Annotated in this window: 12 protein-coding genes; 4 read left to right on the top strand and 8 right to left on the bottom strand. The window is 71.4% G+C overall.

What is annotated here, in order from left to right; all coding sequences use genetic code 11:
• Nucleotides 1-73: 73 nt before the first annotated feature.
• The 3 genes from JHN63_RS44865 to JHN63_RS44875 form a co-directional block, all read right to left on the bottom strand.
• Entirely contained in the window at nt 74-853 is a 780-nt protein-coding gene (locus JHN63_RS44865) for a class I SAM-dependent methyltransferase (protein WP_200690895.1), read from the bottom strand.
• 70 nt (nt 854-923) lie between these two features.
• On the bottom strand, nt 924-1,229 hold the full coding sequence (locus tag JHN63_RS44870; RefSeq protein ID WP_200690896.1) for a 4a-hydroxytetrahydrobiopterin dehydratase: 306 nt from the start codon (nt 1,227-1,229) through the stop codon (nt 924-926).
• 152 nt (nt 1,230-1,381) lie between these two features.
• Nucleotides 1,382-2,482, bottom strand: a complete 1,101-nt coding sequence (locus tag JHN63_RS44875) for an ADP-ribosylglycohydrolase family protein (RefSeq protein ID WP_200690906.1) — start codon at nt 2,480-2,482, stop codon at nt 1,382-1,384.
• 93 nt (nt 2,483-2,575) lie between these two features.
• Between JHN63_RS44875 and JHN63_RS44880 the strand changes: the two genes are divergently transcribed.
• The 4 genes from JHN63_RS44880 to narJ all read left to right on the top strand — a co-directional run bounded on the left by JHN63_RS44880 (nt 2,576) and on the right by narJ (nt 6,031).
• A complete protein-coding gene (locus JHN63_RS44880) occupies nt 2,576-3,409 on the top strand; it encodes a helix-turn-helix domain-containing protein (RefSeq protein ID WP_200690897.1) in 834 nt (277 codons plus the stop codon).
• Nucleotides 3,410-3,495: 86 nt separating this feature from the next.
• Nucleotides 3,496-4,359 carry a helix-turn-helix transcriptional regulator gene (locus JHN63_RS44885; protein WP_200690898.1) on the top strand — a complete coding sequence of 288 codons (864 nt, stop codon included), beginning with the start codon at nt 3,496-3,498 and terminating at the stop codon, nt 4,357-4,359.
• Nucleotides 4,360-4,453: 94 nt separating this feature from the next.
• Nucleotides 4,454-5,269, top strand: a complete 816-nt coding sequence (locus JHN63_RS44890) for an SAM-dependent methyltransferase (RefSeq protein ID WP_200690899.1) — start codon at nt 4,454-4,456, stop codon at nt 5,267-5,269.
• Nucleotides 5,270-5,536: 267 nt separating this feature from the next.
• Complete coding sequence (gene narJ, locus JHN63_RS44895; protein WP_200690900.1) at nt 5,537-6,031, top strand: nitrate reductase molybdenum cofactor assembly chaperone; 495 nt, start codon at nt 5,537-5,539, stop codon at nt 6,029-6,031.
• Nucleotides 6,032-6,061: 30 nt separating this feature from the next.
• Here the strand turns inward: narJ and dnaK are convergent, their stop codons facing one another.
• The 5 genes from dnaK to JHN63_RS44920 all read right to left on the bottom strand — a co-directional run.
• A complete protein-coding gene (dnaK, locus tag JHN63_RS44900) occupies nt 6,062-7,930 on the bottom strand; it encodes a molecular chaperone DnaK (RefSeq protein WP_200690901.1) in 1,869 nt (622 codons plus the stop codon).
• A 115-nt stretch (nt 7,931-8,045) separates the two neighbouring features.
• Nucleotides 8,046-8,471, bottom strand: coding sequence for an OsmC family peroxiredoxin (locus JHN63_RS44905; RefSeq protein WP_200690902.1), 426 nt, complete (start codon nt 8,469-8,471; stop codon nt 8,046-8,048).
• A gap of 53 nt (nt 8,472-8,524) precedes the next feature.
• Nucleotides 8,525-10,330 carry a hypothetical protein gene (locus JHN63_RS44910; protein WP_200690903.1) on the bottom strand — a complete coding sequence of 602 codons (1,806 nt, stop codon included), beginning with the start codon at nt 10,328-10,330 and terminating at the stop codon, nt 8,525-8,527.
• Nucleotides 10,327-11,388: an ATP-binding protein gene (locus tag JHN63_RS44915; RefSeq protein WP_200690904.1), complete on the bottom strand. Its 1,062-nt coding sequence runs from the start codon at nt 11,386-11,388 to the stop codon at nt 10,327-10,329. The genes JHN63_RS44910 and JHN63_RS44915 overlap by 4 nt, the downstream gene beginning before the upstream one ends.
• 79 nt (nt 11,389-11,467) lie before the next feature.
• Nucleotides 11,468-12,658 (bottom strand): alkaline phosphatase family protein (locus JHN63_RS44920; protein ID WP_200690905.1); only part of this gene is annotated, 1,191 nt, incomplete at its 5' end.

Here is a 12,658-nt window from a genome sequence, read left to right on the forward strand (position 1 = left end):
GGTGTACGTGGGGGTGCGGGTGCGGGTAGCTCACGTGACGTACCTCCTGGGAGGACGGACGGGTTCCGTACCCTCAGTTGCCGCTGGGCGCGGGCTGGTTGCCGCCTTTCCCGGTCGGCTTTCGCAGCGCCAGGAGGGTGAACTCCGGGTCGGGGCGCGGGAGTTCCTGGTCCGGCAGGGTACCCAGACGCTCGGCGAAACTCTCGGACAACGGTTCGCCGGGCGGTAGTCGGGTGAACCAGCCGCGCCGCAGGTCCGCGATCGTGCTGCGGGGGCTGCGGCCCTGGCCATGGCCCCGGAAGCGGGTCGTACCGGCCGACCGAAGGCCGAACTCGGCCGCGTACGCGCGGACTTGGTCGGGGTGGTCCTGGGCCGGGCGGCGCGGGCGGGAGGCGAGGACGGTGTCGATGTCGCTGCCCACGTCGTGGGCGGCGGCCTTGTCGACAGTGGTGATGTACACCCCGCCGGGTCGCAGGACCCGCGCGCACTCCGCGATGATCGCGCTGACGACCTCGGGGCCCTCCGCCAGGTGCAACAGCCATACGGTGGTGACCGCGTCGAACACCCCGTCGGGGAAGGGGAGTTGACGGCTGTCCGCGAGGAGTACGGCGCCCGGCAGGCGCGCCGCCGCCCGGCGGGCCATGGCCGGTGCGGCGTCGAGGCCCGTCACGCGCAGACCGGGGCGGGCCGCTGCCAGGCGGCGGGTGACGATGCCCGTGCCGCAGGCCACGTCCAGCAGGCCCCGGGCGTCCGGCGGGACGAAGCCGAGTACGGCTTGGGCAGCGGCGGCAGCGCGGGGCTCACCGCCGCGCGTCGCGTCGTAGGCGTCGGCTTCCTTGTCGTAGTCGAGCACGCGCTGTCGTCCTGTTCCTGGCCGTGTCCCTGGCTCTGTCCCTGTCTCTTCCGGGTCTCTTCCGGTCCGGTCAGGACGCGCCGTGTCCCGGGGCCAAGTCCTCGACTCTGCGGGCGAGTTGGAAGTCCAGCTCGGTGATCGCCCCGCCGACGCTGTGGGTGTTCACGGTGAGGGAGACGGTGTTGTAGCCGAGGGTCAGGTCGGAGTGGTGGTCGAGTTCCTCCTGGACCTGGGCGATGTGGACGACCATCGCGGTGGCCGCGAAGTGGGAACCGAGCCGGTAGGAACGGACGAGGCGGTCGGCGTCGACGGACCAGCCCGGGAGTTCCGTGAGACGGGCCTCGATCTCCTGCTGCGACAACGGTGCGACGGGCATGGCCTCGCTCCTTACTCGGGATCGAACGTCGGTCGGACTTCGATCGGGCTTCGGTCGGACTGCGGTGGAACTTCGGTCGGACTGCGGGCGAGTTCCTCTTCAGCGTGCCACAGGCGGGTGGTCGCGTTCCTGGTCAGACGGGTGCCCGGCGGTCAGTCCCGTACGCATTCGGCGGCCAGGTCGTCGGCGAGGGCGGCGATCATGGCGCGGCCCTCGACACCTTGCACCCAGCTGTGCGGCAGGCCGTGGTCGCCGTACCGCGCGCCGAGGAGGTTGCCGCAGATGGATCCGGTGGAGTCGCTGTCGCCGGAGTGGTTGACGGCGAGGAGCAGGGCGCTCTTCACGTCGCTGGCGGCGAGCGCGCTGTAGACGCCGATCGCGAGGGCCTCCTCCGCGACCCAGCCCGCGCCGAGCGACTCGACCTTCTCGGCGGTGGGCGAGCCCTCGGCGGCCAGGTCGAGGGCCGCGCGCAGGGCGGCCGAGGTCTCCTCGTGGGCGGGGTGGCGCTCCAGGAGTCGTAGCGCGCGCAGGACGGAACCCTCCAGGGACTCCCCGGCGACCAGGTGCGCGACGATCGCGGCGAGGGCGCCCGCCGCGTAGTAGCCGGTGGGGTGGCCGTGGGTGATCTGGGCGCCGCGTGCGGCCATCGCGAAGGCGCCCTCGGCCGTGTTGACCAGGCCGAAGGGGGCCGAGCGCATCACGGTGCCGCAGCCCTTGGAGTCGGGGTTGACGGGGCCGGGCGTGCCGTCGAGGGCGAGCCACGGGTCGGGCGCGTGCATCTGGGCGACCCCGGAGAGGCAGGCGTTGCCGGGGGCGCGGCGGGCGTAGAGCCAGGGCTCGGCGAGCAGGCCGCCCTTGGCGCCGTCCCCCGATACGGCACCGGCGCCCACCAGGGCGCCCTCCCCCACCGCAGGGCCCGCGCCCGCCGCGGCGCCCCCTCCCGGTGCGGGCTTCGACTGGGTCTCCAGCCATCGCTCGTACGCGTGCCGCAGCAGCAGGGACCAGGCGCCGCCGATGCCCTTCTCCCGCTCCCGTGCCTGGGCCTGGATGAGGGCCTCTACGGTGAAGAGGGTCATCTGGGTGTCGTCGCTGATCAGGCCCAGCGCGCCGTGCGGGCCGGGCACATAGCCGGTGACCCCGCGCGGGCCGCGGGTCTCGCGGATGCGGTCGAGGGAGGTGAACTCGATCGGGTAGCCGAGGGCGTCGCCGACCGCGCCGCCGAGGAGACAGCCGCGGACCCTGGCCCGGTACATCGCGGTGGCCTCCGCCAGGGACTTCCTCCTGGCTTCCCCGGACGGGTTCCTCGACTCGTTCACGTGCGCGCTCCTTCGACTACGGTCGTGCGTATGACCATTGTCCCGACCCGCACCGACACCGCTGCCGCAGCCCCGGCCGGCAAGGGTGTCGGCCCGTTGCTGCGTGCCTGGCGGGAGCGCCGGCGGGTCAGCCAACTGGAGCTGGCGTTGCGGGCCGACTCCTCGGCCCGGCACATCAGCTTCGTCGAGACGGGGCGGTCCCGGCCGAGCGAGGAGATGGTGCTGCGCCTCGCCGAGCACCTGGACGTGCCCGTGCGCGAGCGCAACTCCCTTCTGCTGGCGGCGGGTTACGCCCCGCACTATCCGGAGACCCCGCTGGACGACCCGGCGTTGGACGCGTTGCGCGAGGGTCTGGAGCGGCTGATCCGGGGCTACGAGCCGTATCCGGCGCTGGTGGTCGACGCCACGTACACCGTGGTCGCGGCGAACCGGGGCATCACCATGCTCCTGGACGGCGTGCCGGAGTCCCTGCTCCAACCCCCGCTCAACGCCATGCGGTTGACGCTGCATCCCGAGGGCATGGCACCGCGCATCCGCAATCTGGGTGAATGGCGCGGGCATCTGCTCGCGCAGATGGAGCGGCAGATCGCCCTGGACCGGTCCGAGCCGTTGCGGGCGCTGTACGAGGAGGTCTCCGCGTACCCGGTGCCCGAGTCGGTCGACGAGGGAGACGAACTGGCCGGTTCCGTCCCGTACTTCGCGCTCCCGATGCGGATCGAGCACGACGGGCGGGTGCTGTCCTTCGTCTCCTCGATCTCCACGTTCAACACTCCCATGGACGTCACGGTCTCGGAGCTGGCGATCGAGACGTTCCTGCCCGCCGACCCGGCGACGGCGAAGTACCTGAACGAGTCGGGGGGCTGACGGATGATCACCTCCGAACCGCTGAGCCGGATGGCCGGAACATGGCACACTGCCCCCAGACTTCGGCGCGTATGGGGAGGCGTGGCGTGAGTGAACGGCGGCCCGCGCCCACAGTGGGCCAAGTGGTGCTGGGCAGAAGGCTGCAGGAGTTGCGTGAGGCGGCCGGCATCAAGCGCGAGGAGGCCGCGCAGGTCCTTCGGGTGGCCCCGGCGACCGTACGGCGGATGGAGATGGCCGAGGTTGCCCTCAAAGTGCCGTACGTCCAGGTGCTGTTGACGACGTACGGCGTGCCCGAGGAGGAGACGGACGCGTTCGTCGCGCTCACCGAGGAGGCGAACCAGCCGGGTTGGTGGCAGCGGTTCCACGATGTGCTGCCGGAGTGGTTCAGCCTGTATGTGAGCCTGGAGGGCGCGGCCGGGCTGATCCGCAGTTACGAACCGCACTTCGTGCCGGGCCTCTTGCAGACCGAGGCGTACGCGCGTGCCGTGCTGGAGGCCGGGACGATCGGGCAGACCGGTCCGGAGACCATCGAGCGGCATGTGTCGCTGCGGATGGCGCGGCAGGGGCTGCTGGAGCGGGACAATCCGCCGCACCTGTGGGTGATCATGGACGAGACCGTGCTGCGCCGTCCGGTGAGCATCCACGGCGAGGTCATGCGCGAACAGCTCGACAAACTCCTGGAGTTCGGCGAGCGCGACCGGATCACACTCCAGGTCGCCGAGTTCGGGAACGGCCCGCACCCGGGGACGTACGCGCCGTTCTCGCTGTTCCGTTTCACCGAACCGGAGCTGCCCGACATGGTGTTCACCGAGTATCTGACCGGCGCCCTGTACCTGGACTCCCGTGCGGAGGTCTCCGCGCATCTGGAGGTCCTCGACCACATGACGGCGCACGCCGCGTCCGCACAGCGCACCAAGAAGATCCTGCGGGACTGTCGCGAGACCTTCTGAGCACCGCCCGCACACAGTACGGCCCGCACACAGCACAGTTTCCGGCACAGCATGCCCGGCACACCGACCCGAACTCCCGAGGAGACGACACCGCATGACCGGATCCGAAGCCGCGCCCACCCGTATCGACACCAGCCGGCCGCACCCGGCGCGGGTCTACGACTGGTGGCTCGGCGGCAAGGACAACTACCCGGTGGACGAGGAGCTGGCGCGCAAGATCCTCGCCTCGGACGGCACGGCGGTGCGCGGCGCGCGGGCCAACCGCCGGTTCATGCACCGGGCGACCCGTACCGCGGCCGAGGCCGGGATACGCCAGTTCCTGGACATCGGGACCGGCATCCCGACCGAGCCGAACCTGCACCAGGTGGCGCAGAGCGTCTCCCCGGACGCGAAGGTCGTGTACGCGGACAACGACCCGATCGTGCTGCGGCACGCGGAGGCGCTGCTGCACGGTTCGGCCGAGGGCAGCACCGAGTACGTGCACGCGGACGTCCGCGACCCGGACACGATCCTGCGGCTGGCCGGCGAGACCCTCGACTTCTCGCAGCCGGTCGCGCTGTCGCTGGTCGCGCTCACCCACTACCTCGGTGACGACCCCGACGGCGACGACGTGTACGGCCTGCTCAAGCGGTACGTCGACGTCCTTGCCCCGGGCAGCTATCTGGTGCTCTCGCAGGTCACCCCGGACCTCATCCCCGAGGCCATCGCGAAGGCCGCCGAGCACTTCCGGCGCAGCGGCACCCCGTTCTACCCGCGCTCGCTGGCCGAGGTCTCGCGCTTCTTCGACGGCCTGGAGCTGCTGGGCCCGGGGGTCATCTCCGTCTACGGCTGGCGGCCGGAGCCGGAGGACGTGGCCGCCCAGGCGGAGGGCGTCGTCCCGGTCTACGGCGGGGTCGCCCTCAAGCACTGACCCGTCCGTCCGCACGCACTCCCCGTACGCCTACGGGTCCTGACCCGTACGGCTGCCGTGAACGGGTGCGCTCCCCTGCCCCGCCCTAGGTTCGACACCACGGGCGAGCAAGGGAGCGCAGGTGACGGACACGCGGACACCGCCCACCGGACCGGCCGGGGGCCGTAGAACAGATGCGAAATATCGCATACAGGATCCTGTAGCAACCCGGGGCGAGGTCATCGGACTCGTCGTCGCAGCCGCGCGCCTCCACGCGAGGGGGGCCTGATGCCCTCGGACGGTGTGCTGTACCAGGCGGCCGCGCTCTGCCTGACCTACCCCGACGACGACTTCCGCGCCCGGCTCCCCCTGCTGCGGGAAGCCGCCCCGCAGCTGAGGGCGTTCGTCGACCACGCGGCCCTCACCCCGCCCGGGGAACTCGCCGCGCACTACGTCCAGGTCTTCGACTTCGAGAACCGGCACAGCCTGTACCTGAGCCGGTGGCACGACGGAGACACCCGGCGGCGCGGTATGTCCCTGGCCCGGTTCGAGGAGTTGTACCGCGCGCACGACTTGGAGTTCGCCGGTGAGGAGCCGCCGGACTTCCTGCCGGCGGTCCTGGAGTTCACCTCCCGCACCGGCAACCTCGAACTCCTCTCCGCGTACCGTGCCGCCCTGGAGCAACTCCGGTCCCGGCTGGCCGACTTCGGCACGCCGTACGCCTCCGTCCTGGACGCCGTCTGCGCCACGCTGCCGCCCGCCCCCACCGAGGCCCGCCGATGAGCACGTTCCGGTGAGGCGCGGGCGGCGCGCCTACGCGGCCGGCCCCTTGCTCTCCCGCTCGTCGTCGACGATCTCCGCGTCGACGACCCCTTCCTCCTCCTGGGGCGAGGTGTGTTCCTCGGGGCTCGACGCCTGCTCCGTCGGAGGCTGTTGCTGCGCGTACATGGCCTGGCCCATCCGCTGACTGACGGTGGCGAGTTTCTCCACGGCCGCACGCAACTCCGCGGTGTCCGCCTCGTGTTCCAGAAGGGCCTTCACCTCCGCGGCCGCCGCCTCCACATCCGGCCGGATGTCGACCGGGACGCGCTCCTCGTTGTCGCGGATGAACTTCTCGGTCTGGTACACGAGTTGCTCGGCCTGGTTGCGGGTCTCGGCGGCCTCGCGGCGCCTGCGGTCCTCGTCCGCGTACTGCTCGGCCTCCCGCATCATGCGGTCGATGTCCTCCTTGCCGAGGGCGGAGCCGCCGGTGACGGTCATCTTCTGTTCGCGGGAGGTCGCGAGGTCCTTCGCGGAGACGTGCATGATGCCGTTGGCGTCGATGTCGAAGGCGACCTCGATCTGCGGGACGCCGCGCGGGGCGGGCGGCAGGCCGGTGAGGTCGAAGACGCCCAACTTCTTGTTGTACGCGGCGATTTCACGCTCACCTTGGTAGACCTGGATGCCGACCGAGGGCTGGTTGTCGGTGGCGGTGGTGAAGATCTCCGAACGCCGGGTCGGGATGGTCGTGTTGCGTTCGATGAGCTTGGTCATGATGCCGCCCTTGGTCTCGATGCCCAGGGACAGCGGGGTGACGTCGAGGAGGAGGACGTCCTTGACGTCGCCGCGGATGACGCCGGCCTGGAGGGCGGCGCCGACCGCCACGACCTCGTCGGGGTTGACGCCCTTGTGCGGGTCCTTGCCGGTGAGTTCCTTGACGAGGTCGGTGACGGCGGGCATCCGGGTCGAGCCGCCGACGAGGATGACGTGGTCGACGGCGGCGAGCTTGATGCCCGCGTCCTTGACGGCCTGGTGGAAGGGGGTCTTGCAGCGGTCGAGGAGATCGGCGGTGAGTTCCTGGAAGGCGGCGCGGGTCAGCTTCTCGTCGAGGTGCAGCGGGCCGTCGGCGGAGGCGGTGATGTAGGGCAGGTTGATCGTCGTCTCGGAGGACGAGGACAGCTCGATCTTCGCCTTCTCCGCGCCCTCGCGCAGGCGTTGGAGCGCCATCTTGTCCTTGCCGAGGTCGACGCCGTACTGCCCCCGGAACTTCTTGACCAGGTACTCCATGACCCGCTGGTCCCAGTCGTCGCCGCCGAGATGGGTGTCGCCGTTGGTGGCCTTGACCTCGATGACGCCGTCGCCGATCTCCAGCAGGGAGACGTCGAAGGTGCCGCCGCCGAGGTCGAAGACGAGGACGGTCTGTTCCTCGCCGCGGTCGAGGCCGTAGGCGAGGGCGGCGGCGGTCGGTTCGTTGATGATCCGCAGCACCTTGAGGCCCGCGATCTCCCCGGCCTCCTTGGTGGCCTGGCGCTGGGAGTCGTCGAAGTAGGCGGGGACGGTGATCACGGCGTCCGTGACGTCCTCGCCGAGATAGGCCTCCGCGTCGCGTTTCAGTTTCTGCAGCACGCGCGCGGACAACTCCTGGGCGCGGTACCGCGTTCCGTCGATGGCGCCCGTGTCCGGGAACCGCCACTCGGTCTCGCCCATGTGCCGTTTCACCGAGCGCGCGGTGCGCTCGATGTTCGTCACGGCCTGCCGTTTGGCGACCTCGCCGACCAGCACCTCGCCGTTCTTCGCGAAGGCCACGACCGAGGGCGTGGTCCGCGCGCCCTCGGCGTTGACCACCACCGTGGCCTCCCCGCCCTCCAACACCGCGACCACCGAGTTCGTGGTCCCGAGATCAATACCGACCGCACGTCCCATCGCCGTCCCCTTCCGCCAGGCGCTGCCCGATCTCCAGCTCAAAACTTGAGTGCGGGAATGTCAATGCCGCACCCGTTTTTCCGGGCGCGGCATCGAAGCGGGAGGGAGCGCGGGATCAGGCGGATTCGACCGTCAGCGTGATCGTCGTACCCGTGAGCGCCTGGCTGACCGGGCAGTTCTTCTTGGCGTCCTCGGCGGCGGCCGCGAAACCGGCCGCGTCCAGGCCGGGGACCTCGCCGCGGACGGTGAGGTGGATGCCGGTGATGCCCTCGCCGGGCTGGAAGGTGACGTCGGCCTTGGTCTCCAGACGGGTGGGCGGGGTGCCCGCGCCGGTCAGGCCGTGCGACAGCGCCATGGAGAAGCAGCTGGAGTGGGCGGCGGCGATCAGCTCCTCGGGGCTCGTCCTGCCGTTGGCCTGCTCGGCGCGCGACGCCCACGTCACCGGCTGCGCACCGATGCCTGACGAGTCGAAGGTGACCTCGCCGCTGCCCTTGATGAGTTCGCCTTCCCAGACGGTGTGTGCGGTGCGCGTGGTTGCCACGGTGATTCCTTTCGAAGCGGATGTCGTTCGAAGCCATCCGATCACATTCCGGTTCAGCTCACCCGGAAGACCGGCCCACGCGGGGTGAACGGCAGACGAGCGCCCTGTGGAATCAGATAGGCGTGTTCGCGCCGGACACGCAGGGTGTCGCACCAGCCGTCCGTGATGACGAGGACCGGCGCCCCCGGCGGGAAGTCGTCCGCGCGGTGCAACAGGTCGATTCCTGGCTGGAGTACGGTTCCGCCGCGACCGTGCACGCGCACCCGGCCGGCGATGTCGGTGACCGCGACATAGCCCGCGTCGTGCGGGGCCGCGTCGCAGAACACGACCCGGGCGGCCGGTACGTCACGGGCCTCGGCGTACGACGCGATCGCGCCCAGCGCCTTGCCGAGGAGGGCGCGGTCCATGGAGCCGGAGGTGTCGAGGACGACGCCGAAGGTGCAGCGGGGGATCTCCTCGGGCGGGAAGTACCGCCCGGCGCGCGGGATGTCGGGGGTGGAGGACTGGCGGCGCGAGGGGCGGGCGTAGGACCGTACGGGCTCGCGGCGGGGCACGAACTCGTCGAACCAGCGGGCGAGTCGGGCGTCCCACGGCAGGGGTGGATGGCTGAGGGCGCGGATCTCCTCGACCAACCCGCCGGGCAGGAAGCCGCGTTGGTGCTGCTGGTGCAGGTCGAGGCCGTGGGCGAGGCCGCGCCGGTAGAACTCGTCGAGGTCCACGTAGTCGCGCGGGCTGCCGAGCGGGCCGCCGAGGATGTCGCCGACGCCCTTGCCGCGCAGGGTGGCCAGGCGGCGCATCCGGCGCAGGTCGCCGGCGATCCGGTCGTAGACCTCCTCGGCGGAGAGGTCCTTCAACTCCGGGTCGTACAGCAGGCCTTCGGGCATCCGGCCGACGTCCATCTCGCACAGCCAGCCGTTGATGACGTAGTCGGCGGCGATGTTGAAGAGGAAGGGGTCGCGGACCCCGCAGCGGTCGCCGTGCCGCAGGGCGGCGTGCAGCATCTCGTGGGCGAGGACGAACCGCCATTCCTCGTCGTCGAGTTGGCGCAGCGGGTTGACGTAGATCTCGGCGGCGGAGGTGTCGACGGCGGCGACGGAGATGCCGTGGGCGCGGGCGAGTTCGGCGTCGGCGACGAGGGTGATGCCGGCCGCGATGCCGCCGAGGAGGGGGTAGGAGGAGACGAACCAGCTCAACGCCCGTTCCCAGGGCTGGAGTCGGGTGGGTCCGCCGCGCATCGAGGCGCGCCGGCCGCCCGCCACGTCCATCGCCGTGGCGACGGTGCGGGTGAGGGCGTTGGCGAAGTTGAGCTGCCAGTCGGGGGCCTTGCCGCCCCGCCAGGTGTCCCACGGCACCAGCAGCTGGTCCGGCTCGCCGCCCGCCGTGCCGCAGCGCTCGTAGAGGGGCGGGATGCCGTCGCGGCGCCAGCGGGCGGTGAGTTGCTCCTCGTCACCGGCCGGGTAGGCGGCGGGCAGGTCCTCGGGGGTGATGCCGATGGGGAAGCCGAGCAGGAAGCGGTTGACGACGGCGCAGCGCGCCGCGAGGGCGGGGCCGTCGGGCTGCTCGCGGAGCTTCGGCGCGGCCGGGACATGGCCGAAGCCCAGGTGGATGATGCAGTGCGCGATCGCCCAGGCCCACTCGGCGGGTTCGGCGCGGCGGGTGGGGTGGACGTGCAGCACTCCGTCGGAATCGACGCGCACCAGACCGGAGTCGGGCGTGTGGGGGCAGTCGTCCCGGCGGCAGGTGCTGAAGCCGATGGCGGCGAGCGCGCGGTTGGCCCGGACGAGGCGCAGCCCTTCCTCGAAGGCCTCGGCGGCGAGGTCCTTCTTCTTCGGCTTCCCCTTGCCCTGGGTGCGGCTCACTGCCGGGCCTCGACCAGCCGGGGCATGTCACGGGCCGCTTCGACGAGGAACCAGGCGGGCAGCAGGGGGTTGCCGTCGGTGTCCGGGGCGATGACGCTCTGCGCGACCTCGACCGAGATCTCGGCGAGTTGCACGAGCAGCGACTTGGCGCGGTACGCGGTCTGCAGCCCGTTCGCCGACAAGTGCTCCTTGCTGACCGGGAGTTCCTTGACGAGCCGGCCCCGGAAGGACTCGGCGAGGTAGTACAGCAGGTCCCGGTCCTCGGGGCGGTGCGGCCAGCGGGCGTCGCCCTTGATGATCGCCTCGATGCCGAAGCGGCTGCGCACGATCTTGACGTAGCCGCAGAACGCGACGGCGTGCGCGGGCGTCAGCGTGCCGTGCGCGATGACCTTCAGGGTGTCCTCGTCGAGGTCGGGCCCGAAGGAGCCCAGCGCGTCGGAGAGCATGTGCCAGGAGCGGGGTGTGGAGAAGGCTTCCTCGGTCTTCGGCGGCTTGGACCACAGGTGGTCGGGGCGGTCGGTGAGGTGGTCCAGGATCCACGGGTGGATGCCGTTGGCGGCCGCCCAGTCGAGCCAGTCCTTGGGGGACGCCTCCAGGTGGACATGGGTGAGCCGGTTGATCAGCGCGGAGGAGATCGGCCGGGCCAGCGCGTTGTCGGTCGCGCGGTTGCCGGCGCCGATCACGATGGAGCCCTTGGGGAGTTCGTAGTTCCCGATCCGGCGGTCCAGGATCAGCGAGTAGAACGCCTTCTGCACATCCGGTGTGGCCGCGTTGAGTTCGTCGAGGAAGAGGCAGTACGGCTCGTCCCGCGCGATCGCCTCCGGCGGACAGAACACGGACCGCCCGTCGCGGATCTGCGGGACGCCGATCAGGTCCTCGGGCGCGAGCTGCGTACCGAGCAGACTCACGCACTCCAGGCCCAGCGACTCCGCGAACTCCCTTACCAGGGACGACTTTCCGATGCCGGGCGCACCCCAGATGAACACGGGCCGGACGGTCGCGAGACCGAGCAGCAGTTCCGGTATGCGGGCGGGGGTGACGGTGACGGCAGCCTGCAAGGCAGCGGCTCCTGAAGGAGGTTCGAGGCGGGGAGACTCCCACAGTGTGTGCTCGCGGCCGACCCACCGCAGCCCATTTTCAGGCGGCGCGCTCCTCCGGCTCGGCCGGCAGCGGGACTTGGGGCCCGTCGCACTCGCGCAGCCAGCGGCGCAGGACCCGGTGCACCTGCTCGGCGCCGACGAGGTCGTCGCCGTCGTCGACGGGTGCGGAGAAGGTGTGCGGCGACAGCAGGAACGGCTTGCCCTGGGAGCCGCCGAGGCCGCCGTGGGAGCCGATCTGCTCCTCGAAGGCGAGGACTTCGCCCTCGGCGGGGTCGTACCAGGAGTTGACCATGATGTCGGCGGTGTGCGGGAAGGAGTGGGTGCGCCGCACGGCGTCCGCGGCACCGGGGCCGAAGTCCGCCAACGGGCCCTGCTTGTCGTCGAGTTCGGCCACCGGCAGCTCCGCGCCGTGGGCGCCCAGCACGACCCCTCCGTGCTCCTCGCTGCGTACCAGGACGAAGCCGACGCCGGGGTGGTTGGCGAGCGTGGTGAGGAGTGCCGGGTGGCGGGCGTCGATCTCCTCCTTGGTCATGCGGTGCGGCACGTCGGGGAAGGAGACCAGGCCGAGGTTGCCGGAGGCCAGCACGATCGGCTCGGAGTGGCGGCCGGAGTGGGCCTGCCGTTCGTCGCCGTCCTTGGCGGGCCTGCGCAGCGCGGCGCGGACGGCGGCGCGGGCCTCGGCGCCGCTGTGGGTGCGGCGGGCCCGGCGCGGCACGGGCAGTCCGCAGCCCGCCCGGACGAGGTCGCCGAGGGTGAGGCCGTAGCGGCCCTGGAAGGTTTCGCCGGGGCTCTGCCCGTGGTCGGAGAGGACGACGATGCGGTACGGCCGCGGGGCGTGCTCGGCGACGTTCTCGATCAACGCGAGGGCGCGGTCGAGGCGTTGGAGGACCTTGGCGGCGTCGCGGCTGCGCGGGCCGGAGTGGTGGGCGACCTCGTCGTAGAGCATGTCGCCCATGACGGCGGCGACGACGACGTCCCGTTCGACAACGGTCGCGAAGGCGCGGACGAGGGGGTAGAGGCCGCCGCGCTTGACGCGGGGGCGCTGCTTGGTGAGGCGGCTGCGGGTCGACTGGCCGAGTTCGCGGCCGACCTCGGCGACGAAGGACATGGCGGTGCGGACGGCGTTGGCGGGGTCGGAGAAGTAGGCGAAGTAGCCCGCGCGGGAACGGTTGTCGCGGCCCCGGCGGCGGATGGCGATGGACAGGACGAGGGCCTGTTCGTCGGCGCC

It is taken from the genome of Streptomyces sp. MBT65, from assembly GCF_016612545.1.
Lineage (GTDB): Bacteria > Actinomycetota > Actinomycetes > Streptomycetales > Streptomycetaceae > Streptomyces.

Coding starts and splice junctions, on each gene's coding strand:
- JHN63_RS44870 (WP_200690896.1), bottom strand. CDS start 1,229: ATGCCCGTCGCACCGTTGTCGCAGCAGGAGATCGAGGCCCGTCTCACG.
- JHN63_RS44875 (WP_200690906.1), bottom strand. CDS start 2,482: ATGTACCGGGCCAGGGTCCGCGGCTGTCTCCTCGGCGGCGCGGTCGGC.
- JHN63_RS44880 (WP_200690897.1), top strand. CDS start 2,576: ATGACCATTGTCCCGACCCGCACCGACACCGCTGCCGCAGCCCCGGCC.
- JHN63_RS44890 (WP_200690899.1), top strand. CDS start 4,454: ATGACCGGATCCGAAGCCGCGCCCACCCGTATCGACACCAGCCGGCCG.
- narJ (WP_200690900.1), top strand. CDS start 5,537: ATGCCCTCGGACGGTGTGCTGTACCAGGCGGCCGCGCTCTGCCTGACC.
- dnaK (WP_200690901.1), bottom strand. CDS start 7,930: ATGGGACGTGCGGTCGGTATTGATCTCGGGACCACGAACTCGGTGGTC.